This is a genomic window from Escherichia sp. WS1265 (assembly GCF_046487585.1).
Lineage (GTDB): Bacteria > Pseudomonadota > Gammaproteobacteria > Enterobacterales > Enterobacteriaceae > Escherichia > Escherichia coli.
In genome coordinates this window covers 1-26,967 of sequence record NZ_JBJQJE010000006.1, presented here as the reverse complement: position 1 = coordinate 26,967, position 26,967 = coordinate 1, and the positions used below count along the sequence as shown (strand labels likewise).

Here is a 26,967-nt window from a genome sequence, read left to right as displayed (position 1 = left end):
ACTTAAAATTGCTATCATTCGTTATTGTTATCTAGTTGTGCAAAACATGATAATGTAGCCAACAAATCATACTACAATTTATTAACTGTTAGCTATAATGGCGAAAAGCGATGCTGAAAGGTGTCAGCTTTGCAAAAATTTGATTTGGATCACGTAATCAGTACCCAGAAGTGAGTAATCTTGCTTACGCCACCTGGAAGTGACGCATTAGAGATAATAACTCTAATGTTTAAACTCTTTTAGTAAATCACAGTGAGTGTGAGCGCGAGTAAGCTTTTGATTTTCATCGGTTAAGCAAATCATCACCGCACTGACTATACTCTCGTATTCGAGCAGATGATTTACTAAAAAAGTTTAACATTATCAGGAGAGCATTATGGCTGTTACTAATGTCGCTGAACTTAACGCACTCGTAGAGCGTGTAAAAAAAGCCCAGCGTGAATATGCCAGTTTCACTCAAGAGCAAGTAGACAAAATCTTCCGCGCCGCCGCTCTGGCTGCTGCAGATGCTCGAATCCCACTCGCGAAAATGGCCGTTGCCGAATCCGGCATGGGTATCGTCGAAGATAAAGTGATCAAAAACCACTTTGCTTCTGAATATATCTATAACGCCTATAAAGATGAAAAAACCTGTGGTGTTCTGTCTGAAGACGACACTTTTGGTACCATCACTATCGCTGAACCAATCGGTATTATTTGCGGTATCGTTCCGACCACTAACCCGACTTCAACTGCTATCTTCAAATCGCTGATCAGCCTGAAGACCCGTAACGCCATTATCTTCTCCCCGCACCCGCGTGCAAAAGATGCAACCAACAAAGCGGCTGATATCGTTCTGCAGGCTGCTATCGCTGCCGGTGCTCCGAAAGATCTGATCGGCTGGATCGATCAACCTTCTGTTGAACTGTCTAACGCACTGATGCACCACCCAGACATCAACCTGATCCTCGCGACTGGTGGTCCGGGCATGGTTAAAGCCGCATACAGCTCCGGTAAACCAGCTATCGGTGTAGGCGCGGGTAACACGCCAGTTGTTATCGATGAAACTGCTGATATCAAACGTGCAGTTGCATCTGTGCTGATGTCCAAAACCTTCGACAACGGCGTAATATGTGCGTCTGAACAGTCTGTTGTTGTTGTTGACTCTGTTTATGACGCAGTACGTGAACGTTTCGCAACCCACGGCGGCTATCTGTTGCAGGGTAAAGAGCTGAAAGCTGTTCAGGATGTTATCCTGAAAAACGGTGCGCTGAACGCGGCTATCGTTGGTCAGCCAGCCTATAAAATTGCTGAACTGGCAGGCTTCTCTGTACCAGAAAACACCAAGATTCTGATCGGTGAAGTGACCGTTGTTGATGAAAGCGAACCGTTCGCACATGAAAAACTGTCCCCAACTCTGGCAATGTACCGCGCTAAAGATTTCGAAGACGCGGTAGAAAAAGCAGAGAAACTGGTAGCTATGGGCGGTATCGGTCATACCTCTTGCCTGTACACTGACCAGGATAACCAACCGGCTCGCGTTTCTTACTTCGGTCAGAAAATGAAAACGGCTCGTATCCTGATTAACACCCCGGCTTCTCAGGGTGGTATCGGTGACCTGTATAACTTCAAACTCGCACCTTCCCTGACTCTGGGTTGTGGTTCCTGGGGTGGTAACTCCATCTCTGAAAACGTTGGTCCGAAACACCTGATCAACAAGAAAACCGTTGCTAAGCGAGCTGAAAACATGTTGTGGCACAAACTTCCGAAATCTATCTACTTCCGCCGTGGCTCTCTGCCAATCGCGCTGGATGAAGTGATTACTGATGGCCACAAACGTGCGCTCATCGTGACTGACCGCTTCCTGTTCAACAATGGTTATGCTGATCAGATCACTTCCGTACTGAAAGCAGCAGGCGTTGAAACTGAAGTCTTCTTCGAAGTAGAAGCTGACCCGACCCTGAGCATCGTTCGTAAAGGTGCAGAACTGGCAAACTCCTTCAAACCAGACGTGATTATCGCGCTGGGTGGTGGTTCCCCGATGGACGCCGCGAAGATCATGTGGGTCATGTACGAACATCCGGAAACTCACTTCGAAGAACTGGCGCTGCGCTTTATGGATATCCGTAAACGTATCTACAAGTTCCCGAAAATGGGCGTGAAAGCGAAAATGATCGCTGTCACCACCACTTCTGGTACAGGTTCTGAAGTCACTCCGTTTGCGGTTGTAACTGACGACGCTACTGGTCAGAAATATCCGCTGGCAGACTATGCGCTGACCCCGGATATGGCGATTGTCGATGCCAACCTGGTTATGGACATGCCGAAGTCCCTGTGTGCTTTCGGTGGTCTGGACGCAGTAACTCACGCCATGGAAGCTTATGTTTCTGTACTGGCATCTGAGTTCTCTGATGGTCAGGCTCTGCAGGCGCTGAAACTGCTGAAAGAATATCTGCCAGCGTCCTACCACGAAGGATCTAAAAATCCGGTAGCGCGTGAACGTGTTCACAGTGCAGCAACTATCGCGGGTATCGCGTTTGCGAACGCCTTCCTGGGTGTATGTCACTCAATGGCGCACAAACTGGGTTCCCAGTTCCATATTCCGCACGGTCTGGCAAACGCCCTGCTGATTTGTAACGTTATTCGCTACAACGCGAATGACAACCCGACCAAGCAGACTGCATTCAGCCAGTATGACCGTCCGCAGGCTCGCCGTCGTTATGCTGAAATTGCTGACCACCTGGGTCTGAGCGCACCGGGCGACCGTACTGCTGCTAAGATCGAGAAACTGCTGGCATGGCTGGAAACGCTGAAAGCTGAACTGGGTATTCCGAAATCTATCCGTGAAGCTGGCGTTCAGGAAGCAGACTTCCTGGCGAATGTGGATAAACTGTCTGAAGATGCATTCGATGACCAGTGCACCGGTGCTAACCCGCGTTACCCACTGATCTCCGAGCTGAAACAGATTCTGCTGGATACCTACTACGGTCGTGATTATGTAGAAGGTGAAACTGCAGCGAAAAAAGAAGCCGCTCCGGCTAAAGCTGAGAAAAAAGCGAAGAAATCCGCTTAATCAGTAGCGCTGTCTGGCAACATAAACGGTCCCTTCTGGGGCCGTTTTTTTGTTTTACCCAAAGCAACTTTCCCATAAACCGACAGCATTTGCCTTCATCATATTTACGGCGATGTATAACGCCTACACACAGCGATATTGTACTTTACAGGTCACAAGTCAACGTCACTGTAAAGCGCTCTGTGAGGGGTATAGTAGCGTTAAAGAACTGTCGAGAAGGGTATATACACCGGATGAAGTGAGTAAAACGAACTGACAGGATAAAAGCGCCCTGCTCACCCTGTCAGTAAAGAAATTCTTATTAATCGTGGCGATGCCTTTCCTGAATAGCCGTTAATGAGCCGACTTCTAACGCCTCTTTATAGTGTTTACGGCATACAGAAACGTAGCGTTCATTACCACCAATAACCACCTGCTCACCTTCGTTATAAGGTCTGCCTGCTTGATCAAGACGCAGCACCATGCTTGCTTTGCGGCCACAAAAACAGATGGTTTTTAATTCAACCAGTTTGTCGGACCATGCCAGTAAGTATTGGCTGCCAATAAATAACTCACCTCGAAAATCGGTACGTAAACCATAACAAAGTACGGGTATATCGAGTTGATCGACAACCTCCGATAATTCATATACTTGTTGTCTGGTTAAAAACTGGCATTCATCAACCAGTACGCAATGAATTGCCTGCTGTTCATGTTCCGCACGAATCTCATCAAATAATGATGAATTTTGGTTAAATAATTTTGCAGGCGATGACAAACCTATACGCGAACTGACTTTCCCGGCACCAAAGCGATCGTCAATTTCTGCCGTATATACGACAGTGCGCATGCCGCGTTCCTGGTAATTGTATGAAGATTGCAACAATGCTGTAGACTTACCCGCATTCATTGCGGAATAGTAGAAATATAGCTGTGCCATCAGCCACAGGCCCTCAATGATATGAATTAAAGTTGGCTGGAGTTTATCATAATTCGTCAGTTTTTCAGCTCAACAGTATGCATAGAAGTAGTATATGCGTTCTCCCTTACGAAGCCTTGCATAATCCTTCTGAGCTATCATTACAACTGCCTCGCTTGTTATAAGCGGGTAAATGACTGCTGGTAACTATTCACAATCTTTAACCTGTTGTGCAAGTAATAGCCCTCTGTTGACCTCCTGGAGATAGTGCAATACTAAGTCCCTGCTCTTATTGCGACTGTTCTACTTTTCATCATTCGCTTAATAGGGAATTCTCGTAAACACGACTAATACAGAAGACTGAAAGGTCGTCAGCCTACGATAATCTCCCCATAAAATGTGACATGAATCAGGAAGTTTTAACCTCACGTGCTGCGAAATCATCGGCGCAAATAGGGCTATATGCCGCGTCTTTTCTGGCTAATTTTATGAAAAGATATTTATTGGCGGCACAAAATAAAGAACAATTTTGAATTCCTTACATTCCTGGCTATTGCACAACTGAATTTAAGGCTCTATTATTACCTCAACAAACCACCCCAATATAAGTTTGAGATTACTACAATGAGCGAAGCACTTAAAATTCTGAACAACATCCGTACTCTTCGTGCGCAGGCAAGAGAATGTACACTTGAAACGCTGGAAGAAATGCTGGAAAAATTAGAAGTTGTTGTTAACGAACGTCGCGAAGAAGAAAGCGCGGCTGCTGCTGAAGTTGAAGAGCGCACTCGTAAACTGCAGCAATATCGCGAAATGCTGATCGCTGACGGTATTGACCCGAACGAACTGCTGAATAGCCTTGCTGCCGTTAAATCTGGCACCAAAGCTAAACGTGCTCAGCGTCCGGCAAAATATAGCTACGTTGACGAAAACGGCGAAACTAAAACCTGGACTGGCCAGGGCCGTACTCCAGCTGTAATCAAAAAAGCAATGGATGAGCAAGGTAAATCCCTCGACGATTTCCTGATCAAGCAATAATCTTTTGTAGATTACACTTGCTTAAAATCCCGCCATCGGCGGGATTTTTTATTGTCCGGTTTAAGTCAATTTAATAAGAATAAGCTATAAAAAAACGGCGTCGATTGCTCAACGCCGTTTCGTGGATAACACCGATACAGAAGTTACTTCTTAATGCCCATCTCTTCTTCAAGCCAGGCTTTAAATTCCGTGCCAAGGGTGTTATGACGAATTCCGTATTCAACGAAGGCCTGCATGTAACCTAATTTATTACCGCAGTCATGGCTCTTCCCTTTCATATGATAGGCTTCCACCGTTTCTTTTTCGATCAGCATATCAATTGCGTCGGTGAGCTGAATTTCATCACCAGCACCCGGAGGTGTTTTCGCCAGCAACGGCCAAATATCCGCGCTAAGAACGTAACGACCCACAATAGCGAGATTAGACGGCGCAACATCCGCTTTTGGTTTTTCAACCACGCCAACCATCGGTACGCTTTCACCCGGCGCTAATTCAACGCCTTTGCAATCCACAACGCCATATGCGGTCACATCAGCAACCGGTTCAACCATGATCTGGCTATGACCCGTTTCATCAAAGCGGCGGATCATCTCTGCCAGGTTATCCTGTGACAAATCGGATTCATATTCATCCAGAATAACGTCAGGCAAAATAACAGCCACAGGTTCATCACCCACTACCGGGTGAGCACACAATACCGCGTGTCCTAGGCCTTTCGCCAGCCCCTGACGAACTTGCATAATAGTCACGTGCGGCGGACAAATAGACTGCACTTCATCAAGCAGTTGACGTTTTACACGTTTTTCCAGCATTGCTTCCAGTTCAAAACTGGTATCAAAGTGGTTTTCAATAGAGTTTTTAGATGAGTGAGTAACCAGCACAATTTCAGTAATGCCAGCCGCAATACATTCATTCACGACGTATTGAATTAATGGCTTATCGACAAGTGGCAGCATCTCTTTCGGGATGGCTTTCGTCGCCGGCAACATCCTGGTTCCTAATCCCGCAACGGGGATAACGGCTTTTTTGACTTTCGTATTAATGGCAGCCATTTAAATTCTCCTGGACTGTTCGTGTTTTGAACGTGTTCATATTTCTGTATCGCATCCCAGTATATCAGTACCCCGAAGGGGCTAAGTTCTGAAAAGGATGCGAGTTAGCATAATTAAGACAATTACTTATACGAATGGCGACGATAGTACCACCAGCCGACATTAGCTGGTAATGCAAATTTAGCCCGCGTTATCGTTTGCTCATTCTGCAGACAACATCAAGCGCAGCCGACCACCGGTTCCCCATATTTGGCATTGCCAGGCATCGCATCGCTGGCTCAATTGATTCAAATAAGCGTTACCTAAAGTGCCTAACGGAACACCATTACTGATTTGCACCTGGTGTTCGCCGGTATTTAACGTCGCATTCAGCCCCGCAGAAACCAGAATGAGATTTTTCAGTTCGCGATGATAATAGCCAACTAATAGCGGAAACTGCCCCGGCAGATTGGCCTGACGGAGTAAATGGTTTACCTGCTTCAATAACGCGCCCAACTCTGGCAACCGTTGATTTTGGTGTGCAAGCTGTTCCTGTAATAATCCGTTAAACAATGCGCGTAATAACAAGGCAGCAAGTACGCCATTATGTCCAGCTCGGGTGACATCAAGGCAATAAAATGCCAGATCGTTTTCCGAAAGTGCGGCAATATCAAGCACCAGGCCGGGTTTGTCCGCGGCAACCAATTGACGATAATTAACCCGGCAATGGGAAATCACCTGCTGAACCGGCGGTTGCAATTCCTGTAATAATTTCGCCGCTGCGGCAGGGTTATCAACCATTGCATCCCAGTCGCGAAAAAGCCTCTCCTCTTCCTCAACGCGGGAATTAAACATGCTGGGATAGAGACAGGCAAAAACCATCTCGCGCAAGCGATTCAGATCTTTAACTGGTTTCAGCAAAACATCTTCAACGCCCAGACGTAACGCTTTGGCAATATCTGCCATATTTTCAGTGGCAGATATCACGAGAACAGGTGTCTGGTCACCTCTGTTGCGTATATGTTCCAGCAATTTAAGCCCGTTCATTCGTGGCATCGCGATATCACATATCATCAGGTCTGGAGTGAAACCTCCCAGCAACTCAAGGGCATCCACCCCATCAGCCGCCAGTACCGTTGTCGCTCCCAATGAGGAAAACCACGAATCCAGAAGCGAGCGAAATACCTGCTCATCTTCAACAATGAGAATCTGTTTTCCGACCAATGGCTGCGTCATGTTCTCTCCCCTGACTGGCTTTACTCAATAGTGACATGCTATTGCCACCTGCGCCTGTCAGAATTAACTTAAGTGTAGATAAAAATTCTGGTCAAATGTTGGTGCGTACCAACGGCAAAAGTTCGTCCATTTTCTTTTCCACTGCCAGCTGCCCGGCCGCAATGGCAGCGTGCGCGCGATGGAAATCAAGCGTAGATATTTGCGGGCAAACAGGTTGAATCAGAATATCGGGCGGATCACCTGCCATGCGGTTCCTTTTAAGGCGGTTCTCCAGCACCTGGATAGAAGTGGTCATAATCTCTGTTGCCGTTGGCGCTGTCACCGCCCGACGTGTCGTTATGCTGCCCAACCTTTCTTTCAGACGCGCATGCCACGGCAGAGAATCACTATTCTCGCTATTTTCTTCACTGACATTAAAGGAGAGCAGATCTTGTTGCATCAAATGAGCATCGTGCTGCAGGTCGACCGCTATCACAATATCAGCACCCAATGCACGCGTGAGCGAAATAGGAATTGGGTTAACTACAGCGCCATCAACCAGCCAGTAGCCGTTATGCGCAACGGGTGCCATTAGTCCTGGAATACTGCATGATGCACGAATAGCAAGATGGAGATCGCCTTCAGTAAACCATAATTCGCGCCCAGTACTTAAATTGGTGGCAACAGCCGCGAAGCGACGGGAACAATTTTCGATCTCTGTTTCCGGCATTATTTCGCGATATTGATTGAAGACACGCTCGCCGCGCAGTAACCCACCGCGCTGCCAGGAGAGATCCATCAGGCGTAAAACATCCCAATAACTGAAAGAGGTCACCCAATCTTCCAGCGCAGATAGTCGATCGCATGCATAGGCAGCGCCCACCAGCGAACCAATTGAACATCCTGCAACGATATCAATTTCAATACCCACTTTTTTTAGCGCATTAATAACGCCAATATGCGACCAACCTCTCGCCGCGCCAGATCCCAGCGCCAGCCCTATTTTTATCTTTCTCATTATTCCCGCAAGATTCCCCTGGAATGCAATCGTAGCAACATCGCTACTGCTCGGTTAACATAGTGCTACTCAGGCGGTTAATACGCCGTTATTGTTTCCAGGGAGATTATTTGTGTCTCAGCTTTGTCCCTGTGGTAGTGCTGTCGAGTATAGCCTATGTTGCCACCCTTATGTGTCTGGTGAAAAGGTTGCACCTGATCCAGAACATCTCATGCGTTCGCGTTACTGCGCTTTTGTGATGCAAGACGCAGATTATTTAATAAAGACCTGGCATCCATCTTGTGGAGCGGCGGCGTTACGTGCCGAATTGATTGCCGGATTTGCGCATACTGAATGGTTGGGATTGACCGTATTTGAACATTGTTGGCAGGACGGCGACAATATCGGATTTGTCAGTTTTGTTGCTCGATTTACCGAAGGTGGCAAAACAGGTGCAATAATTGAACGTTCGCGATTTTTGAAAGAAAACGGTCAATGGTACTATATTGACGGTACACGTCCGCAGTTTGGCCGCAACGATCCCTGCCCTTGTGGTTCAGGTAAAAAATTTAAAAAGTGCTGCGGCTAATAATGGTTGACGGTACGGTTTAGCAAACACTCTCAACAAGGTTTTTCCAGCAATGCATTCACTCCAACGTAAAGTTCTGCGTACTATTTGTCCGGACCAAAAAGGTCTGATCGCACGTATTACCAATATTTGCTACAAGCACGAGTTAAATATCGTGCAGAACAATGAATTTGTTGATCACCGTACAGGGCGCTTTTTTATGCGCACGGAACTGGAAGGAATTTTTAATGATTCCACCCTGCTGGCGGATCTCGACAGCGCATTGCCAGAAGGCTCCGTACGTGAGCTGAATCCTGCCGGTCGTCGCCGGATAGTGATTCTGGTCACTAAAGAGGCGCATTGCCTTGGCGATTTGTTGATGAAAGCCAATTACGGCGGCCTGGATGTCGAAATCGCGGCAGTTATTGGTAACCACGATACTTTACGTTCTCTGGTTGAGCGTTTTGATATTCCGTTTGAGCTGGTAAGTCATGAAGGATTAAGCCGCAACGAGCACGATCAAAAGATGGCGGATGCCATTGATGCTTATCAGCCTGACTACGTGGTGCTGGCGAAGTATATGCGGGTATTAACGCCAGAATTTGTGGCACGCTTCCCGAATAAGATCATCAATATTCACCATTCATTCCTGCCAGCGTTTATCGGCGCACGTCCTTATCACCAGGCCTATGAACGTGGCGTGAAGATTATTGGCGCAACCGCTCACTATGTGAATGACAATCTGGACGAAGGTCCAATCATCATGCAGGACGTTATTCATGTCGATCATACCTACACAGCTGAAGATATGATGCGCGCAGGTCGTGACGTCGAGAAAAACGTCTTAAGTCGCGCACTCTACAAAGTACTGGCGCAGCGCGTCTTTGTTTACGGTAATCGGACGATTATTCTTTAATCGCCAGCAAAAATAACTGGTTACCTTTAATCCGTTACGGATGAAAATTACGCAACCAGTTCATTTTTCTCAACGTAACACTTTACAGCGGCGCGTCATTTGATATGATGCGCCCCGCTTCCCGATAAGGGAGCAGGCCAGTAAAAAGCATTACCCCGTGGTGGGGTTCCCGAGCGGCCAAAGGGAGCAGACTGTAAATCTGCCGTCATCGACTTCGAAGGTTCGAATCCTTCCCCCACCACCATCTCAAGCATTACCTCAAAATTTGAATTACCCCTGGTGGGGTTCCCGAGCGGCCAAAGGGAGCAGACTGTAAATCTGCCGTCATCGACTTCGAAGGTTCGAATCCTTCCCCCACCACCATCACTTTCAAAAGCCCGTAAACTCTCAAACGAATCCGCGGTTAAATATTCTGCCCATGCGGGGAAGGATGAGAAGCGTCGACCAAGGTTCGACTCGAGCGCCAGCGAGAGAGCGTTGCCGCAGGCAACGACCCGAAGGGCGAAGCGCGCAGCGCTGAGTAATCCTTCCCCCACCACCATCACTTTTCAAAAGTCCGTGAACTCTCAAACGAATCCGCAATTAAATATTCTGCCCATGCGGGGAAGGATGAGAAGCTTCGACCAAGGTGCGACTCGAGCGCCAGCGAGAGAGCGTTGCCGCAGGCAACGACCCGAAGGGCGAAGCGCGCAGCGCTGAGTAATCCTTCCCCCACCACCATTACTTCCTGAAATACTCAAAACCTGTTACTCCGAGCTAATTCTGCCCGATGGCACCGCGTTTACCGGACCTACAATATCCTCCCCTGTAGGTCGGATAAGCGAAGCGCATCCGACAACTCACCCCGTACCGTGCCCATAAAAAAACCCCGCCGAAGCGGGGTCTATGCAAACTAAAATTCGCTTAGTGACGAGCGCGCACCAGCTGATACTTACGTGTCAGATACTCCACCGGTACGCTCCAGATGTGTACCAGACGTGAGAACGGGAACAGCAAGAATAACGTCATCCCCAGGACCAGGTGCAGACGGAAGATAAACGCCACACCATCAAGGTGTTGAGAAGCGCCACCGTGGAAGGTCACTACCGACTGCGCCCAGCCAACCAGTTTCATCATCTCGCTACCGTCCATATGTTGGGCGGAGAACGGAATGGTCAACAGGCCCAGCGCGCACTGGATAACGAGCAGCGACAGGATCAGGATATCCGCTCCGGTAGTCGTTGCACGCACGCGTGGGCTGAACAGACGACGTTTCAGCAACAGCACGCCGCCAATCAGACACAGCACGCCGCTGGCACCACCAGCAAACATCGCCATTTTTTGTTTCACTTCAATCGGCAGCCAGGCTTCATACATCCAGTGCGGCGTCAACATACCGAAAAAGTGGCCGACAAAAATCCCCAGAATACCGATATGGAACAGGTTCGACGCCAGGTTCATCCCTTTGCGATCCAGCATCTGGCTGGACGCCGCGCGCCAGGTGTACTGCCCGTAGTCATAACGCAGCCAGCTACCAATCAGGAAGACCGCCCCGGCTATGTACGGGTAGATATCAAAGAAGAACATATTCAGGAATTGCATTAGTGCTGTCCTCCGGTGGTGATATTCAGATATTGCGGTGCGACGGCACCGGCAAAGCGACGTTGATGGGCAGTGATGGCTGAATCACCGCAGCCTTTGTCAGCAAAGAATTTAACCTGCTCTTCTTCCCAGACAGCATCCAGCGCCTGCGGCGTATCGTCGCGCGCTTCGTCGGCAATTTTTTCCGCCACTTTGTTACTGTCGATAGCGGTATTGGCCAGTTTCAGCAGCAGATCAAACAGCACGGCATAACGGCTTTCACGCTGTTGCAGACGCGCGCTCAGCAATGCCAGAATCGGCGCAATATCTTTCAAACCCTCCACGGCTTCGCTTTGCGGAAGCTGCGCCAGATACTCCAGATACAGCGGCAGGTGGTCCGGCAATTCGCGGCTGTTTAACTGCAAACCGTGCTGCTCGTACTGTGCCAGCAGGTCCACCATCGCCTGACCGCGGTCGCGGGATTCACCGTGCACATGTTCAAACAGCAACAGTGACGTGGCACGACCACGGTCGAACAGTTCGCTGTACTGGGCCTGAGCATCAAGCGGATCCATCGCCGTTAAATCGCGCAGGAAAATGCCCAGCGCATGGGCATCCTCTTTTGGCAGATTTTTCGACGCGGCAATCGCCTCAAACATCTCTTGTTGATGCTGCCATAAGGCAGCATCCGGATATTCAAGGAGACGCGATACAATCACGAGTTCGATCATGGATGCGGCTCCGTTTTGCTGGTCACATCGATGGCATCGATACGACGGCTGTTGAACAGATTGAATTTGGTATCTGAACCGTGGCAGCCATCACCAAAGGTAAAGCCGCAGCCATTTTTCTCCGGGAAGGCTTCCCGTGCCAGTTCACGATGACTACTCGGCACCACAAAGCGATCTTCGTAGTTAGCAATCGCCAGATAACGGTACATCTCCTGTGCCTGGGCTTCGGTCAGACCGACCTCTTCCAGCGCACGGGTATCAACTTTACCGTCAACGGTTTCAGCACGTTTGTAATGACGCATCGCCAGCATACGTTTCAGCGCGCGCAGTACCGGTTTGGTATCACCGGCGGTCAGCAGATTCGCCAGATACTGTACCGGAATACGCAGGCTTTCGACGTCTGGCAGAATGCCGTTGCTACCCAGCTCACCCGCGTCTGCTGCAGACTGAATCGGAGACAGAGGCGGCACGTACCAGACCATCGGCAGTGTGCGATATTCCGGATGCAGCGGCAGCGCCAGTTTCCATTCCATCGCCATTTTATAAACCGGCGACTGCTGTGCGGCTTCAATAACGCTCAGCGGAATACCGTCTTTAATTGCCTGCTCGATGACTTTCGGATCGTTCGGATCGAGGAACACCTCCAGCTGACGCTGGTAGAGATCTTTCTCGTTCTCGGTGCTGGCTGCACGTTCAATGGCGTCCGCATCGTACAACAGCACGCCGAGATAACGGATACGACCGACACAGGTTTCAGAGCACACCGTCGGCTGACCGGCTTCAATACGCGGATAGCAGAAGATGCACTTCTCAGACTTACCGCTCTTCCAGTTGAAGTAGATTTTTTTGTATGGGCATCCGGTGATGCACATACGCCAGCCACGGCATTTATCCTGGTCGATCAGGACGATGCCATCTTCTTCACGCTTGTAAATCGCACCGCTCGGGCAGGTCGCCACACATGCCGGGTTCAGGCAGTGTTCGCACAGGCGCGGCAAATACATCATGAAGGTGTTTTCGAACTGGCTATACATCGCCTTCTGGATGTTGTCGAAGTTCTTGTCTTTCGCCAGCTTGTCGAACTCACCGCCCAGGTCATCTTCCCAGTTCGGCCCTTTTTCGATTTTCGCCATCCGTTCGCCGGTAATCAGTGAACGCGGACGGGCAATCGGCTGCGACTTGCTGCCTTCCGGCGCGGTATGCAGGTTCTGATAGTCAAAATCGAACGGCTCGTAATAATCGTCGATCCCCGGCAGATGCGGGTTAGCGAAGATTTTACCCAGCAGCATGGCACGGTTACCCATGCGCGGCTGCAGTTTGCCGTTTATTTTACGGATCCAGCCGCCTTTGTATTTTTCCTGGTTTTCCCAGTCAGTCGGGAAGCCCTGGCCCGGCTTGGTTTCCACGTTGTTGAACCACGCGTATTCCACGCCTTCACGGCTGGTCCAGACGTTTTTACAGGTAACTGAACAGGTGTGGCAGCCGATGCACTTATCGAGATTCAGCACCATGCCGACTTGTGAACGAATTTTCATTTTACGCTCTCCTGTACCTGGTCATTGCCTTCGCCATCTAACCAGTCAATGTTCTTCATCTTACGCACCACAACAAACTCATCGCGGTTAGAACCTACGGTGCCGTAGTAGTTAAAGCCGTATGCCAGATGGGCATAGCCGCCGATCATATGCGTCGGTTTCGGCGTGATACGGGTGACCGAGTTATGGATACCACCACGCTGTTGGGTAATTTCCGAACCCGGCAGGTTAACGATACGTTCCTGCGCGTGGTACATCATGGTCATCCCTGCCGGAACACGCTGGCTGACAACCGCACGGGCAGTCAGTGCACCGTTGCTGTTGAAGACTTCAATCCAGTCGTTATCGGCGATACCCAGCTCTTTAGCATCGGCTTCACTCAACCAGACCACCGGACCACCGCGACCTAAAGTCAGCATCAGCAGGTTGTCGCTGTAGGTGGAGTGGATACCCCACTTCTGGTGCGGCGTCAGGAAGTTGAGCGCTTTTTCCGGGTTGCCATTGGATTTCTGGCCCATCACTTCTTTCACCGAACGGGTGTCGATCGGCGGACGATAAACCAGCAGGCTTTCACCGAAATCACGCATCCACTGATGATCCTGATACAGCTGTTGACGGCCAGAGAGCGTACGCCACGGGATCAGCTCGTGAACGTTGGTATAACCGGCGTTGTATGAAACGTGTTCATCTTCAAGGCCAGACCAGGTCGGGCTGGAGATGATTTTGCGCGGCTGTGCCTGAATATCGCGGAAGCGAATCTTCTCATCTTCTTTATTCAGCGCCAGATGCGTATGGTCACGACCGGTAAACTCGCTCAGGGCAGCCCAGGCTTTCACGGCTACCTGACCGTTGGTTTCTGGTGCCAGTGTCAGGATCATCTCTGCCGCATCAATTGCGGTGTTCAGCATCGGCTGGCCTTTCGCCGGACCTTCCGCTTTGGTGTAGTTGAGCTTACGCAGCAGATCCATCTCGCTCTGGGTGTTCCAGGCAATCCCTTTACCGCCGTTACCGATTTTCTCCATCAGCGGGCCGATAGAGGTAAAGCGTTCGTAAGTTGCCGGATAATCGCGCTCTACGACCATAATGTGCGGTGCAGTTTTACCTGGGATCAGGTCGCATTCGCCTTTTTTCCAGTCTTTCACATCCAGCGGCTGCGCCAGTTCAGCGGCAGAGTCGTGCTGGATAGGCAGCGTGACGATGTCAGTTTCTTTACCCAGATGACCAACGCACACTTCGGAGAATTTCTTCGCGATGGCTTTGTAGATTTCCCAGTCGCTTTTCGCTTCCCAGGCCGGATCGACCGCCGCAGACAGCGGGTGAATAAACGGATGCATATCCGAAGTATTCATGTCGTCTTTTTCGTACCAGGTCGCCGTCGGCAAAATGATGTCGGAATAGAGACAGGTGCTCGACAGACGGAAGTCCAGCGTCACCACCAGATCCAGCTTGCCTTCCAGACCGTTGTCCTGCCAGTCCACTTCTTCCGGCTTCACGCCGCCTTGCTGCCCCAGGTCTTTGCCCTGGATACCGTGCTCCGTCCCCAGCAGGTACTTGAGCATAAACTCATGACCTTTACCGGAAGAACCAAGCAGGTTAGAACGCCAGATGAACAGGTTACGCGGGTGGTTTTTACCGTTTTCCGGCTGTTCTGCCGCAAAACGGATAGAACCCTCTTTCAGGGATTTCACGGTGTAATCCACCGGATTCATGCCCGCTTTTTCCGCTTCGCGAGCGATAGTTAGCGGGTTAGTGCCTAACTGCGGCGCAGACGGCAGCCAGCCCATACGTTCTGCACGGACGTTAAAGTCGATCAGATGTCCGGTATAACGGGATTTATCCGCCATCGGCGACAACAACTCTTCTGCGGTCACGGTTTCATAACGCCACTGGCTGGAGTGGTTATAGAAATAAGAGGTGCTGTTCATGTGACGCGCCGGACGCTGCCAGTCAAGAGCAAACGCCAGCGGCTGCCAGCCGGTTTGCGGACGCAGTTTTTCCTGACCTACATAGTGCGCCCAGCCACCACCGCTCTGACCTACACAGCCGCAGAAAATCAGCATGTTGATCAGACCACGATAGTTCATATCGAGGTGATACCAGTGGTTCAGCCCCGCACCGACGATAATCATCGAACGACCGTGGGTTTTATCAGCGTTATCGGCAAATTCACGGGCGATGCGAATAATCTGGCTGCGAGAAACGCCGGTAATCTGCTCGGCCCAGGCAGGGGTGTAAGCTTTCACATCGTCATAGCTGGTTGCACAATTAACGTCGTTCAGGCCACGTTCCAGACCGTAGTTTGCCAGCGTCAGATCATAAACGGTGGTCACCAGGGCGGTGCTGCCATCAGCCAGTTGCAGGCGTTTCACCGGCAGTTTGTGCAGCAGCACGTTTTCCAGTTCCACTTTGTTGAAGTGTTCAGTACCGTCGCCACCAAAGTACGGGAAGCCAACCTCAGCGATCTCATCCTGGCTACCCAGCAGGCTTAGTTGCAGCTCGGTTTCTTCGCCAGTTTTGCCGTCGCGCTGTTCAAGATTCCATTTGCCCTTCTCGCCCCAGCGGAAGCCGATAGAACCGTTCGGCGCAACCATTTCGCCATTGGTATTAAAGGCGACAGTTTTCCATTCCGGATTGTTTTCCTGGCCCAGCGCATCCACCAGATCAGCAGCGCGCAGCATACGACCCGCAGCGTAGTAACCGTCGCGTTCTTCCAGCATCACCAGCATCGGCATGTCGGTGTAGCGACGCACATAGTCGGTGAAATACTGGCTTGGGTTGTCGAGGTGGAATTCACGCAGCATTACGTGGCCCATCGCCAGCGCCATTGCCGCATCGGTGCCCTGTTTCGGTGCCAGCCATAGATCGCACAGTTTGGCGATTTCAGCGTAGTCTGGCGTGACGGCAACAGTTTTGGTGCCTTTGTAACGCACTTCAGTAAAGAAGTGAGCATCCGGGGTACGCGTCTGCGGCACGTTTGAACCCCAGGCGATGATGTAGCTGGAGTTGTACCAGTCAGCAGATTCCGGTACGTCAGTCTGCTCGCCCCAGGTTTGCGGAGACGCAGGAGGCAGGTCGCAGTACCAGTCGTAGAAGCTTAAGCAAGTACCGCCAAGCAGCGAGAGATAACGCGCGCCGGAAGCGTAAGAAACCATCGACATTGCCGGAATTGGCGAGAAGCCAGCGACGCGGTCTGGGCCGTAGTTTTTGATGGTGTAAACGTTAGAGGCGGCGATCAGTTCATTCACTTCCTGCCAGGAAGAACGAACAAAACCACCGCGTCCACGCGCCTGCTTAAAGCTTTTCGCTTTATCGGCGTCTTCAATGATAGAAGCCCATGCCTCAACCGGATCGCTATGCAGCGCCTTCGCTTCACGCCACATTTTCATCAGGCGTTTGCGCATCATTGGGTATTTCAGGCGGTTGGCGCTGTAAAGATACCAGGAGTAGCTGGCACCGCGCGGGCAGCCGCGAGGTTCATGGTTTGGCAGGTCCGGGCGAGTACGCGGATAGTCAGTCTGCTGGGTTTCCCAGGTCACCAGACCGTTTTTGACGTAGATTTTCCAGCTGCAGGAGCCGGTGCAGTTTACCCCGTGGGTAGAGCGGACGATTTTGTCATGCTGCCAACGCTGGCGATATCCATCCTCCCAGTCACGGTTGGTATTGAGAAGCTGGCCATGCCCATCGGCAAAGGTTTCACCCTTCTGTTTGAAGTAGCGAAACCGGTCCAGGAATTTACTCATCGGTTTTCTCCTGTGGGAGCCTGTCGGCCCTCTGATAAATCGACATTGCTAATGTTTAAGGGCAAGGTAACGCTCTGAAACAGCGTGAGAATTGATAACGATCAAGAGTGATGGGGATGAAAAATAAAGTAAATTCCTAAGATACCCCTTTAGGATAATCAACAGCCACCACATAACAGACTGTAAATTAAGACGTTTTATACCTGTAGTTATTTAAACTATTAAGATTTTTATGCAGATGGGTATTAAGGAGTATTCCCCATGGGTAACATATTAATGGCTCTTAATGAAATCCGGCGAAATAAGCCACTCACACATAAGTATGTTGTAACTAAACGACAGATAAAAAAAAGCGCGACATCATGCCGCGCAAAGGATAATCAAATATTAAGATTTATTTTTTAGAATGCCGACCATATACCGCCCAGGTAATCACTACGCAGGCGATATAGAAAATCAAAAATACTTTCATTGCGCCGACTGGCGAACCCGTTAATGCCAGCGAGCTACCGAACGCTTTCGGGATAAAGAAGCCACCAATCGCGCCAATCGCAGAGATGAAACCCAGCGCCGCCGCCGTGTCGGTTGCCGCTTCACGCATCGCACGTTCGTCAGAACCCCCTTCTGCTTTCACGCGATCCATTGTCAGTTTACGGAAGATCACGGAAATCATCTGGAAAGTGGAACCACTACCCAGCCCAGCTGTCAGGAACAGCGCCAGGAAGACTGCGAAGAACGCCATGAAGCTTCCGCCCTGTCCGTCAGTCGGTAAGGTCAGGAACAGCAGGCCGCTGAAAATCGCCATCAGGATAAAGTTCACCAGTGTGACACGAGTTCCGCCCAGACGGTCAGATAATGCACCACCTGCAGAACGCGCCAGCGCACCAATAAACGGCCCGAAGAAAGCGTATTGCAGAATCTGAACATCCGGGAACTGCGTTTTTGACAGCATCGCAAAGCCCGCGGAGAAGCCGATGAAGGAGCCGAAGGTTGCCAGATACAGCAGGCTCATAATCCACAGATGACCCCGTTTGAGTACCGGCAACTGCTCCTTGATGGAGGCTTTCGAGGTAGCAAGATCGTTCATGCCAAACCACGCCGCAATGGTGAAGATGGCAAGGAACGGCACCCATACCCAGGACGCATTCGCCAGATACAGCTCAGTCCCATCCGGCTGTTTGACACCCTGGCTACCAAATACTGCGAAAATCGACAGTGATACCACCAGCGGAGCAACCAACTGCATGACGCTGACGCCCATGTTGCCCAGACCACCATTCAGACCCAGCGCGCCACCCTGCTTCTGTTTCGGAAAGAAGAAGCTGATGTTTGCCATACTGGATGCGAAGTTCGCGCCAGCAAAGCCGCACAGCAGAGAGATGATGATGAAGACGCTATAAGGCGTGGAGGTATCCTGCACGGCAAAACCCAGCCAGACGCAAGGAATAATCAGAATACCGGTGCTGAACGCCGTCCAGCGACGACCACCGAAGATAGGAACCATAAAGGAGTATGGGACACGTAATAACGCGCCAGAAACCGAAGGCAGCGCAGTCAACATAAATAGCTGATCGGTCGTAAAATTAAAACCGACTTTCGGTAAGTTCACCGCAACAGCGCTGAACAACATCCATACGCAAAACGCCAGCAGCAGACAGGGAACGGAAATCCACAGGTTGCGGCTGGCAATACGTTGACCGCGTTGTTGCCAGAACGCAGGATCTTCCGGTCGCCAATCTGTAATGACAGCTCCAGTAGCCCTTTCGGGGGCGGATGAGTGACTCATAGACACCTCTGATACTCGTTTCGATGTCTGCCACCTTAGTGTCTGTAGCTAAAGGCAATTTGATGTAAATCAAACGATAAGATAACTTTATCTATCATTGATATTTATCATTACCCATAGTGAGTACAGTGATTTCATAAAAATTATTAGATTTTTCACGGTGCTGTAAAATCCCTACCCTTACCGATGTAAAGCGACTAACCACACGGCAAATAAGGAGTAACTCTTTCCGGGTATGGGTATACTTCAGCCAATAGCCGAGAATACTGCCATTCCAGAATGTATCGTCACATTCATTAAGGTTATTGCTCATTTAAAGCCTGAAGGAAGAGGTTTGCATGCTTAAACGTTGTCTCTCTCCGCTCACCCTGGTTAATCAGGTTGCGCTTATTGTGTTGCTTTCTACTGCTATTGGACTGGCAGGGATGGCGGTTTCTGGCTGGCTGGTGCAAGGCGTTCAGGGTAGCGCCCATGCGATCAACAAAGCGGGATCGCTGCGCATGCAAAGTTACCGTCTGTTGGCAGCAGTGCCATTAAGCGAGAAAGACAAGCCCTTAATTAAAGAAATGGAACAAACGGCATTTAGCGCCGAGTTGACTCGAGCAGCGGAACGAGACGGACAACTGGCGCAATTACAGGGTTTACAAGATTACTGGCGTAATGAACTGATCCCTGCGCTGATGCGTGCACAAAACCGCGAAACGGTGTCAGCGGATGTCAGCCAGTTTGTTGCCGGGCTTGATCAGCTGGTATCTGGTTTTGACCGCACCACGGAAATGCGCATTGAAACAGTGGTGCTGGTCCATCGGGTAATGGCGGTATTTATGGCACTTTTACTGGTGTTCACTATTATCTGGTTGCGGGCGCGATTGCTACAACCGTGGCGGCAACTGCTGGCAATGGCGAGTGCCGTCAGTCATCGCGATTTTACCCAACGCGCAAACATCAGCGGGCGCAACGAAATGGCGATGCTTGGAACTGCGTTGAACAATATGTCTGCAGAATTGGCCGAAAGTTATGCCGTACTTGAGCAGCGGGTTCAGGAGAAAACCGCCGGGCTGGAGCATAAAAATCAGATCCTCTCTTTTTTATGGCAGGCCAACCGCCGATTGCATTCCCGCGCCCCGCTGTGTGAACGCCTGTCACCTGTACTCAACGGTTTACAGAATTTGACCCTGCTACGTGATATCGAACTGCGGGTGTATGACACTGATGATGAAGAGAATCATCAGGAGTTTACCTGCCAGCCAGATATGACTTGTGATGATAAAGGCTGCCAGCTCTGCCCACGCGGCGTATTACCCGTTGGCGATCGCGGCACAACCCTGAAGTGGCGGCTGGCTGACTCTCATACGCAGTACGGTATTTTGCTGGCGACTCTGCCGCAGGGGCGTCATCTTAGCCATGATCAACAACAACTGGTGGATACCCTGGTTGAACAACTCACCGCCACGCTGGCGCTGGATCGCCATCAGGAACGTCAGCAACAGTTGATCGTGATGGAAGAGCGTGCCACCATTGCGCGCGAACTGCATGATTCTATTGCCCAATCTCTCTCTTGCATGAAGATGCAGGTGAGTTGTTTACAGATGCAGGGCGATGCGCTGCCAGAAAGCAGCCGCGAACTGTTAAGTCAGATCCGTAACGAACTGAATGCATCCTGGGCGCAGTTGCGTGAATTGCTCACCACATTCCGTTTGCAGCTCACCGAGCCTGGATTACGTCCGGCGCTGGAGGCGAGTTGCGAAGAGTACAGCGCCAAATTTGGCTTCCCGGTGAAGCTGGATTATCAATTGCCGCCTCGTCTGGTGCCTTCGCATCAGGCAATCCACTTGTTGCAAATTGCCCGTGAGGCATTAAGTAACGCCCTCAAACATTCGCAAGCGAGTGAGGTCTTGGTGACGGTGGCGCAAAACGATAATCAGGTCAAACTGACCGTCCAGGATAACGGCTGCGGCGTGCCTGAAAATGCCATCCGCAGCAATCACTACGGCATGATAATAATGCGCGACCGTGCGCAAAGTTTACGAGGCGATTGCCGCGTCCGCCGTCGTGAATCAGGTGGCACCGAAGTGGTTGTCACCTTTATTCCCGAAAAAACTTTCACAGACGTCCAAGGAGATACCCATGAGTAATCAGGAACCGGCTACTATCCTGCTGATCGACGATCACCCGATGCTGCGAACTGGCGTAAAACAGCTTATCAGTATGGCACCAGATATCACCGTGGTTGGCGAAGCGAGTAATGGCGAACAGGGTATTGAACTGGCGGAGTCTCTTGATCCCGATCTGATCCTGTTAGATCTCAATATGCCCGGCATGAACGGTCTGGAAACGCTGGATAAACTGCGCGAAAAGTCCCTCTCCGGGCGCATTGTGGTATTCAGCGTCTCTAACCATGAAGAAGATGTGGTCACCGCACTGAAACGCGGCGCGGATGGCTATCTGTTAAAAGATATGGAACCGGAAGATCTGCTGAAAGCATTGCATCAGGCTGCTGCTGGCGAAATGGTATTAAGCGAAGCATTAACGCCGGTTCTGGCCGCCAGCTTGCGCGCTAACCGTGCCACTACTGAACGCGATGTTAACCAGTTAACCCCACGCGAGCGCGATATTCTCAAGCTGATTGCCCAGGGTTTGCCGAACAAGATGATTGCCCGCCGCCTGGACATCACCGAAAGCACAGTAAAAGTGCACGTCAAGCACATGCTGAAGAAAATGAAGCTCAAGTCTCGCGTGGAAGCAGCGGTATGGGTGCATCAGGAGCGCATTTTCTGATTACGGTTCCCAGCGCAGTTCGTCGTTTGACAATGCGTCGAACGGTTCGACAAGCGTTAGCGTGATCTCATTGGAGGAGACACGCTGCCCCTGGTTATCTTCCACCACCACCGACAATCGCCAGTGATTGCTCGCCCTTTCCCCGTTCTGCCAGTCAGGCATGATCAGCGTCCAGCCCTCCGCGCTGTTGGCTTGTGCGCCTGGCGTTAAACTTAATATCTGCGTATCGCCCTGCCAAATCAGTTGCCGAATACCGTAACGACTGCGGATTTGTAATTTGAGTGGCACTGTTTCGCCAGGTTTTAGATCCCACGGCGGTGTCGCCAGAAACACCGTTAACGTTTTTCGCTGTCGGTACTCAAGAGTCGGTAGATTATTTCGCTGCGGATTGTCATAGCGACTACCACGTAATGACTGACTTTCGGCAACCTCGCCCGCAGAAAGTTGTTTTTTGAGCGGTACACCAAAGCGGTAGTTAAGATTCAGCCCGAGGTTATTTTGATTTTCGCCACTTTCACCCTGTTTATGCTGGGCCGTCACAGTGACTAATGGCACAGGGGTGTAATTTAATCCCAGACTCAACGCGACGGGATTGTGATAACCCGTACCAGAGTTAAACAAATCAACACGATCACCAAAATACTGTTCTACGCTGACACTGGTATTGAGGTGTTGATAGAACGGCATGCGCATCCGGGCTGTCAGGTCGTACCCGCGCGCCATCCGTTGTTCCTGCGTGGCTGTCTGTTCATGCCATGCAGCAAACGGCTGATAAAAGTTTGCCGATAGTCGCAAATATTCGCCCCACGCTTCGGCACCAAAGCCCGCTCGCTGAAGATTTTCGTCCAGCAAGTTGTCATAAAAAGTGTTATAACCCACCAGCCAGTTGCCGCGCGCCCAGCGTTGTCCAACGCCCACATTGCTCACCAACCCATCATCCTGCTGAGTAAGACCAAGCTGGCTCCAGGTGAGATAACGATCATTATCTTGTAACGGCACAAACCAGCTTCCACGACTGCCGGTGAAATGTCCTTCGTTATCCACTTTGACGTCAACACTGGCATTTCCCCACGGTGATAGCCAGGACTCTACGTGCTGATTAACCTGTTGACTAAGCGCGTCGCGGACTTTTCCCAATGCGAAAGCTTTTGCCTGCTCGCCAGTATCCAGCCCGTTATCATTCATACTGGTTTCGCCGAAATCTTTCACAATTTCAGCAAAGTGTTTTTCCCCATCATGATTTTCAGGTGCCATGCCTAAATCCGGCAGACCATCATTGTTATTATCAAAGGGATTTGCCGCTTTTTGCTCGAAGGTAGATTGTGCGTTAGCGGTACCGCCTGCCGCCAGCAAGAGTAAATAAAACGGAATAATGCGAGGAACGAAACGGCTCAAAACGTCGGTAACTTCCGGTAAAAAATGAAAAACCATAGCCCTAAAGAATAACGATTACTGGTAACTTTTGTCGTATTTTCTCGCGCTTTCAGGAAAATCCTTAAAAATGTGACCGATTGGTCAGACGCTGCAGAAGCAGTAAGATAGAAGATGAGTGTCTAATTCCCTGAATACAGGAGTAAATAATGCAAAAAATCGTGATCGTTGCCAATGGCGCACCTTACGGGAGCGAATCCTTGTTTAACAGCTTGCGGCTGGCCATTGCGTTACGAGAGCAGGAGAGCAATCTGGATCTGCGCCTGTTCCTGATGTCTGATGCGGTCACAGCCGGGTTGCGCGGGCAAAAACCAGGGGAAGGCTACAACATTCAGCAAATGCTGGAGATCCTTACCGCTCAGAATGTACCGGTGAAATTGTGCAAAACCTGTACCGACGGGCGCGGGATTAGCACACTTCCTCTGATTGATGGGGTGGAAATCGGTACGCTTGTGGAACTGGCGCAATGGACGCTGTCAGCCGATAAAGTGCTCACATTTTAATGTTTGAGGGGGCGTCCGACGCCCCACTATGAGGGAAGTTTACTCAGGCGAATCCTGGCCGTAACACACCATCCGGATAATTCTCCGCCAGCAGTTTTTTTACCGATACCAGCAAATCATTCAGCCCATCGTCCTGCATTCCCAGTTTGATAAGCTCCTGTTCCAGTGAAAACAGGTATTGTGCATTGGTTCCCAGCGGACCGCTCGCCGCCGCAATCAACGGCGCTATGACCTGAGCGCGAGTGTCAGATTCATATTCTGGATGTCGCGGGTCCATAATAAACACAATGGCGTTTACTGTGCGTCCATCATCAAGATCAAGCTGACACCAGGTTGGCAGATAACAACCGGTAATCATCTCACGCTTCCACAGCAGGGTTAGTTCCTGCTCCAGCGTCTCTTCTGGCAGTCGATAGGCGACGCCTGTGGTGCGTCCGCCCTCTTTCAGTGCAAGCATCCGTCCCGGCTGGTGCGCAGTCCCGCGCCCGGCGGTCAGGCGCAGGCAAAACGCGCGATGCCATCCAACCAGTGTACCGGTGCACGACTCGGTAAACTCCAGTGCCGGATTCCACATCAACGATCCATAACCGAAGATCCACACCGGTCCCTCATCAGGTCGACAAGCCAGCGTCGCCGCCAGCGAAGCCGCCCGTTGTTCTGCTGACCATAAGAGTGATTCTTCAATGGCACCAAATGCCGTTTTACAATCGGCATTCATCAAGAAATCACGCGTTATCACCTTACACCTCCGCCACTGCATACTTCCCTGCGACAACTATTTGGTGTCTTCCGGACATTTTTACTGCTCATTTGGAAACCACTAACGGGACAATATGCAATCCACGGACCACTTGCAAGGCAACACCGCACGAATAGCTTTAACTAAGCTGCCGGTTTTACGACTTTTTATGCCATTTATCATCATCCCCTTTGGCATATTCATGCTTCACAGCAGCCCAGGCCACTTTATGCGCGGTTTCTTCGCGACTGGCGTCATCACGCCGATCTTCTTTATCTTTATATTGATCCCATGCGCTGTTGAACGCTTCTTTATAGATATCCTGGGCATGAGACGGTAGAACGTGCTTTACGCTTTCCGGCAGATCGCTTTTCGTTTTATACGGCATCGTTGACTCCTTTTACAAAGTTGAACATTAAGTGTGGTCAACAATATCCACTCTTGCCAAAACATAAGAATTTTCATGTCAGACTCTTCTTAAGAAACGCTAAAACAAACATTGTCTAAACGCATTGCTTATTTTTATGGCCAGATGAGTAAAAAATCGACAGCGGGGTAAAAATTCGTAAAATGTTACCGATATCCAGACACTTTCTGTTATTTTTCCTACCTATTTTTTACATTTTCGATAAATTCATCTGCAAAGGGATAACCATAATGTCAAATGCTCAAGAGGCGGTAAAAACCCGCCACAAGGAGACTTCGCTTATTTTCCCGGTTCTGGCGCTGGTAGTGCTGTTCCTGTGGGGAAGCAGCCAGACACTACCAGTGGTCATTGCCATCAATCTTCTTGCTCTTATTGGTATTTTAAGTAGCGCCTTTAGTGTTGTCCGTCATGCGGACGTATTAGCCCATCGCCTGGGAGAACCTTACGGTTCGCTTATTCTTAGCCTTTCAGTGGTTATTCTTGAAGTCAGTTTGATTTCAGCTTTAATGGCAACCGGCGACGCCGCGCCAACGCTAATGCGTGATACGCTCTATTCAATCATTATGATTGTTACCGGTGGGCTGGTTGGCTTTTCATTATTGTTGGGCGGACGCAAGTTTGCCACCCAATATATGAATCTGTTTGGTATCAAGCAGTATTTAATTGCGCTGTTCCCCCTGGCGATAATCGTACTGGTATTTCCAATGGCTCTGCCTGCGGCGAATTTTTCAACCGGTCAGGCGTTACTGGTAGCATTAATTTCTGCGGCAATGTATGGCGTATTTTTGCTGATCCAGACCAAAACGCATCAAAGTTTATTTGTCTACGAGCACGAAGATGACAGTGATGATGACGACCCGCACCACGGTAAACCGTCTGCCCATAGCAGCCTGTGGCATGCTATCTGGTTGATTGTCCATCTGATTGCCGTTATTGCGGTGACCAAAATGAACGCCAGCCCGCTGGAGACATTGCTCGACAGCATGAATGCCCCTGTCGCCTTTACTGGCTTCCTGGTGGCTCTGTTGATTCTGTCGCCGGAAGGTTTAGGTGCGTTAAAAGCAGTGTTGAACAACCAGGTCCAGCGCGCGATGAATCTGTTCTTTGGTTCAGTGTTAGCAACCATTTCGCTTACCGTACCTGTCGTCACGCTAATTGCCTTTATGACGGGTAACGAATTGCAGTTTGCACTTGGTGCGCCAGAAATGGTGGTGATGGTGGCCTCTTTAGTGCTGTGCCATATCTCCTTCTCCACCGGACGTACTAACGTGCTCAATGGCGCAGCGCATCTCGCACTGTTTGCCGCCTATTTGATGACGATATTTGCCTGACAGTTATATCTCCTCCGATGACAGAAATCGGGGGAGATAATATAAATTCCTGCTTATTGTATTTCTTCATACTACCTGAACAGGTTGTTAATCAGAATTGCGAGCCTGTACCAGAACCTGCACGAAACCACTGCAACAGCTGTTGAAAAGCCGGAATGTACTCTTTATTGCAAACATTTCAGGGATGAAGTGAAGATGAATTGAGACGTAGTATCCACACCAAGCCGGCGTTATCCGGTGAGGCGCAATGTTGCGGGGGCTTTATCCCTGGTGGCATTGGTTGCTGGAAAGAGAAAACCCCCGCACGTTGAGAGGTAAAACCTGACAACAGAACGGGGGCTAATCTTGAACCATCAACAATTCAAGAATAGCCGCAAAATGTTGTCATTACAACAAGGCGGCTATATGACGCTCGCGCAGTTTGCCATGATTTTCTGGCACGACCTGGCAGCACCGATCCTGGCGGGAATTATTACCGCAGCGATTGTCAGCTGGTGGCGTAACCGGAAGTAAGGTGAAAACGGGCGTCAGGCTGCCGTGATGGCAATATGCGCCCGAAACCGGCCGCAGGGGTAACAGTCTGCGGCCTTTTTTGTCTTTATCTCTTCCACAAGTAAATATTGGCAACCCGAGCTGGAAGCATCATCCAGAGCACTCATGAAACGACTGTAACAGCTGTTGAAAAACCGGA

21 protein-coding genes, 2 tRNA genes and 2 other RNA genes are annotated in these 26,967 nt (G+C 50.2%); 13 read left to right on the top strand and 12 right to left on the bottom strand.

Annotated features, from left to right (window positions below; all coding sequences use genetic code 11):
- Positions 1-376 precede the first annotated feature (376 nt).
- Positions 377-3,052: a bifunctional acetaldehyde-CoA/alcohol dehydrogenase gene (gene adhE / locus ACJHX3_RS07790; protein WP_000301651.1), complete on the top strand. Its 2,676-nt coding sequence runs from the start codon at positions 377-379 to the stop codon at positions 3,050-3,052.
- Between the two features lie 301 nt (positions 3,053-3,353).
- Here adhE and tdk read toward each other — a convergent pair whose 3' ends face one another.
- On the bottom strand, positions 3,354-3,971 hold the full coding sequence (tdk, locus tag ACJHX3_RS07785) for a thymidine kinase (protein ID WP_000068076.1): 618 nt from the start codon (positions 3,969-3,971) through the stop codon (positions 3,354-3,356).
- Positions 3,972-4,574: 603 nt separating this feature from the next.
- On the opposite strand from tdk, the gene hns reads away from it, so the two are divergent.
- Positions 4,575-4,988, top strand: a complete 414-nt coding sequence (gene hns / locus ACJHX3_RS07780; RefSeq protein ID WP_001287378.1) for a histone-like nucleoid-structuring protein H-NS — start codon at positions 4,575-4,577, stop codon at positions 4,986-4,988.
- Positions 4,989-5,131: 143 nt separating this feature from the next.
- Here the strand turns inward: hns and galU are convergent, their stop codons facing one another.
- The 3 genes from galU to rssA all read right to left on the bottom strand — a co-directional run bounded on the left by galU (position 5,132) and on the right by rssA (position 8,252).
- The gene (gene galU / locus ACJHX3_RS07775; protein ID WP_000718995.1) at positions 5,132-6,040 is read right to left on the bottom strand and encodes a UTP--glucose-1-phosphate uridylyltransferase GalU; all 909 of its coding nucleotides are present in this window, start codon (positions 6,038-6,040) and stop codon (positions 5,132-5,134) included.
- A 201-nt stretch (positions 6,041-6,241) separates the two neighbouring features.
- A complete protein-coding gene (rssB, locus tag ACJHX3_RS07770) occupies positions 6,242-7,255 on the bottom strand; it encodes a two-component system response regulator RssB (protein ID WP_000193447.1) in 1,014 nt (337 codons plus the stop codon).
- Between the two features lie 91 nt (positions 7,256-7,346).
- On the bottom strand, positions 7,347-8,252 hold the full coding sequence (gene rssA, locus ACJHX3_RS07765) for a patatin-like phospholipase RssA (RefSeq protein WP_001599742.1): 906 nt from the start codon (positions 8,250-8,252) through the stop codon (positions 7,347-7,349).
- Between the two features lie 112 nt (positions 8,253-8,364).
- On the opposite strand from rssA, the gene ACJHX3_RS07760 reads away from it, so the two are divergent.
- From ACJHX3_RS07760 to ACJHX3_RS07735, 6 genes are all read left to right on the top strand, one after another.
- Positions 8,365-8,820 (top strand): YchJ family protein, encoded by a 456-nt coding sequence (locus ACJHX3_RS07760; RefSeq protein ID WP_042097756.1) that lies wholly within the window; start codon positions 8,365-8,367, stop codon positions 8,818-8,820.
- A gap of 52 nt (positions 8,821-8,872) precedes the next feature.
- A complete protein-coding gene (purU, locus tag ACJHX3_RS07755) occupies positions 8,873-9,715 on the top strand; it encodes a formyltetrahydrofolate deformylase (RefSeq protein WP_000555849.1) in 843 nt (280 codons plus the stop codon).
- A gap of 159 nt (positions 9,716-9,874) precedes the next feature.
- Positions 9,875-9,959: transfer RNA gene (locus ACJHX3_RS07750), tRNA-Tyr, on the top strand.
- 34 nt (positions 9,960-9,993) lie between these two features.
- Positions 9,994-10,078 (top strand) — tRNA-Tyr (locus ACJHX3_RS07745).
- Positions 10,079-10,124: 46 nt separating this feature from the next.
- Positions 10,125-10,256, top strand: a non-coding RNA gene (locus tag ACJHX3_RS07740) — RtT sRNA.
- A 47-nt stretch (positions 10,257-10,303) separates the two neighbouring features.
- A non-coding RNA gene (locus tag ACJHX3_RS07735) (RtT sRNA) lies at positions 10,304-10,435 on the top strand.
- Positions 10,436-10,618: 183 nt separating this feature from the next.
- Here the strand turns inward: ACJHX3_RS07735 and narI are convergent.
- The 5 genes from narI to narK form a co-directional block, all read right to left on the bottom strand.
- Positions 10,619-11,296: a respiratory nitrate reductase subunit gamma gene (gene narI, locus ACJHX3_RS07730; protein WP_001160110.1), complete on the bottom strand. Its 678-nt coding sequence runs from the start codon at positions 11,294-11,296 to the stop codon at positions 10,619-10,621.
- Entirely contained in the window at positions 11,296-12,006 is a 711-nt protein-coding gene (gene narJ / locus ACJHX3_RS07725) for a nitrate reductase molybdenum cofactor assembly chaperone (protein WP_094308261.1), read from the bottom strand. The genes narI and narJ overlap by 1 nt, the downstream gene beginning before the upstream one ends.
- Positions 12,003-13,541: a nitrate reductase subunit beta gene (gene narH / locus ACJHX3_RS07720; protein WP_000702660.1), complete on the bottom strand. Its 1,539-nt coding sequence runs from the start codon at positions 13,539-13,541 to the stop codon at positions 12,003-12,005. Before narH ends, narJ begins: the two co-directional genes overlap by 4 nt.
- On the bottom strand, positions 13,538-17,281 hold the full coding sequence (locus ACJHX3_RS07715; protein ID WP_077557273.1) for a nitrate reductase subunit alpha: 3,744 nt from the start codon (positions 17,279-17,281) through the stop codon (positions 13,538-13,540). The genes narH and ACJHX3_RS07715 overlap by 4 nt, the downstream gene beginning before the upstream one ends.
- Positions 17,282-17,675: 394 nt before the next feature.
- Positions 17,676-19,067: a nitrate transporter NarK gene (narK, locus tag ACJHX3_RS07710; RefSeq protein ID WP_000019836.1), complete on the bottom strand. Its 1,392-nt coding sequence runs from the start codon at positions 19,065-19,067 to the stop codon at positions 17,676-17,678.
- Between the two features lie 338 nt (positions 19,068-19,405).
- Between narK and narX the strand changes: the two genes are divergently transcribed.
- Together narX and narL are read left to right on the top strand one after the other, a co-directional pair.
- Complete coding sequence (narX, locus tag ACJHX3_RS07705) at positions 19,406-21,202, top strand: nitrate/nitrite two-component system sensor histidine kinase NarX (protein WP_000918071.1); 1,797 nt, start codon at positions 19,406-19,408, stop codon at positions 21,200-21,202.
- Entirely contained in the window at positions 21,195-21,845 is a 651-nt protein-coding gene (narL, locus tag ACJHX3_RS07700) for a two-component system response regulator NarL (RefSeq protein ID WP_000070491.1), read from the top strand. Before narX ends, narL begins: the two co-directional genes overlap by 8 nt.
- On the opposite strand, the gene ychO is transcribed toward narL, so the two are convergent.
- Positions 21,846-23,240 (bottom strand): inverse autotransporter invasin YchO, encoded by a 1,395-nt coding sequence (gene ychO / locus ACJHX3_RS07695; protein WP_024180286.1) that lies wholly within the window; start codon positions 23,238-23,240, stop codon positions 21,846-21,848. It abuts the gene before it with no gap.
- Positions 23,241-23,425: 185 nt separating this feature from the next.
- On the opposite strand from ychO, the gene ychN reads away from it, so the two are divergent.
- Positions 23,426-23,779 (top strand): DsrE/F sulfur relay family protein YchN, encoded by a 354-nt coding sequence (ychN, locus tag ACJHX3_RS07690; protein WP_001169669.1) that lies wholly within the window; start codon positions 23,426-23,428, stop codon positions 23,777-23,779.
- A gap of 43 nt (positions 23,780-23,822) precedes the next feature.
- Here ychN and chaC read toward each other — a convergent pair whose 3' ends face one another.
- The gene (gene chaC, locus ACJHX3_RS07685) at positions 23,823-24,518 is read right to left on the bottom strand and encodes a glutathione-specific gamma-glutamylcyclotransferase (protein WP_001295621.1); all 696 of its coding nucleotides are present in this window, start codon (positions 24,516-24,518) and stop codon (positions 23,823-23,825) included.
- A gap of 157 nt (positions 24,519-24,675) precedes the next feature.
- Positions 24,676-24,906 carry a putative cation transport regulator ChaB gene (gene chaB / locus ACJHX3_RS07680; RefSeq protein ID WP_001146444.1) on the bottom strand — a complete coding sequence of 77 codons (231 nt, stop codon included), beginning with the start codon at positions 24,904-24,906 and terminating at the stop codon, positions 24,676-24,678.
- Between the two features lie 269 nt (positions 24,907-25,175).
- On the opposite strand from chaB, the gene chaA reads away from it, so the two are divergent.
- Together chaA and ACJHX3_RS07670 are read left to right on the top strand one after the other, a co-directional pair.
- Positions 25,176-26,276, top strand: coding sequence for a sodium-potassium/proton antiporter ChaA (gene chaA / locus ACJHX3_RS07675; RefSeq protein ID WP_000063608.1), 1,101 nt, complete (start codon positions 25,176-25,178; stop codon positions 26,274-26,276).
- A gap of 405 nt (positions 26,277-26,681) precedes the next feature.
- Complete coding sequence (locus ACJHX3_RS07670; protein ID WP_000170955.1) at positions 26,682-26,789, top strand: type I toxin-antitoxin system toxin Ldr family protein; 108 nt, start codon at positions 26,682-26,684, stop codon at positions 26,787-26,789.
- Positions 26,790-26,967 lie beyond the last annotated feature (178 nt).

Excerpts from the sequence above, each read along its gene's own strand:
- adhE (WP_000301651.1), top strand. The coding sequence starts at position 377 with ATGGCTGTTACTAATGTCGCTGAACTTAACGCACTCGTAGAGCGTGTA.
- tdk (WP_000068076.1), bottom strand. The coding sequence starts at position 3,971 with ATGGCACAGCTATATTTCTACTATTCCGCAATGAATGCGGGTAAGTCT.
- hns (WP_001287378.1), top strand. The coding sequence starts at position 4,575 with ATGAGCGAAGCACTTAAAATTCTGAACAACATCCGTACTCTTCGTGCG.
- galU (WP_000718995.1), bottom strand. The coding sequence starts at position 6,040 with ATGGCTGCCATTAATACGAAAGTCAAAAAAGCCGTTATCCCCGTTGCG.
- rssB (WP_000193447.1), bottom strand. The coding sequence starts at position 7,255 with ATGACGCAGCCATTGGTCGGAAAACAGATTCTCATTGTTGAAGATGAG.
- rssA (WP_001599742.1), bottom strand. The coding sequence starts at position 8,252 with ATGAGAAAGATAAAAATAGGGCTGGCGCTGGGATCTGGCGCGGCGAGA.
- purU (WP_000555849.1), top strand. The coding sequence starts at position 8,873 with ATGCATTCACTCCAACGTAAAGTTCTGCGTACTATTTGTCCGGACCAA.
- narI (WP_001160110.1), bottom strand. The coding sequence starts at position 11,296 with ATGCAATTCCTGAATATGTTCTTCTTTGATATCTACCCGTACATAGCC.
- narJ (WP_094308261.1), bottom strand. The coding sequence starts at position 12,006 with ATGATCGAACTCGTGATTGTATCGCGTCTCCTTGAATATCCGGATGCT.
- narH (WP_000702660.1), bottom strand. The coding sequence starts at position 13,541 with ATGAAAATTCGTTCACAAGTCGGCATGGTGCTGAATCTCGATAAGTGC.
- ACJHX3_RS07715 (WP_077557273.1), bottom strand. The coding sequence starts at position 17,281 with ATGAGTAAATTCCTGGACCGGTTTCGCTACTTCAAACAGAAGGGTGAA.
- narK (WP_000019836.1), bottom strand. The coding sequence starts at position 19,067 with ATGAGTCACTCATCCGCCCCCGAAAGGGCTACTGGAGCTGTCATTACA.
- narX (WP_000918071.1), top strand. The coding sequence starts at position 19,406 with ATGCTTAAACGTTGTCTCTCTCCGCTCACCCTGGTTAATCAGGTTGCG.
- narL (WP_000070491.1), top strand. The coding sequence starts at position 21,195 with ATGAGTAATCAGGAACCGGCTACTATCCTGCTGATCGACGATCACCCG.
- ychN (WP_001169669.1), top strand. The coding sequence starts at position 23,426 with ATGCAAAAAATCGTGATCGTTGCCAATGGCGCACCTTACGGGAGCGAA.
- chaB (WP_001146444.1), bottom strand. The coding sequence starts at position 24,906 with ATGCCGTATAAAACGAAAAGCGATCTGCCGGAAAGCGTAAAGCACGTT.
- chaA (WP_000063608.1), top strand. The coding sequence starts at position 25,176 with ATGTCAAATGCTCAAGAGGCGGTAAAAACCCGCCACAAGGAGACTTCG.
- ACJHX3_RS07670 (WP_000170955.1), top strand. The coding sequence starts at position 26,682 with ATGACGCTCGCGCAGTTTGCCATGATTTTCTGGCACGACCTGGCAGCA.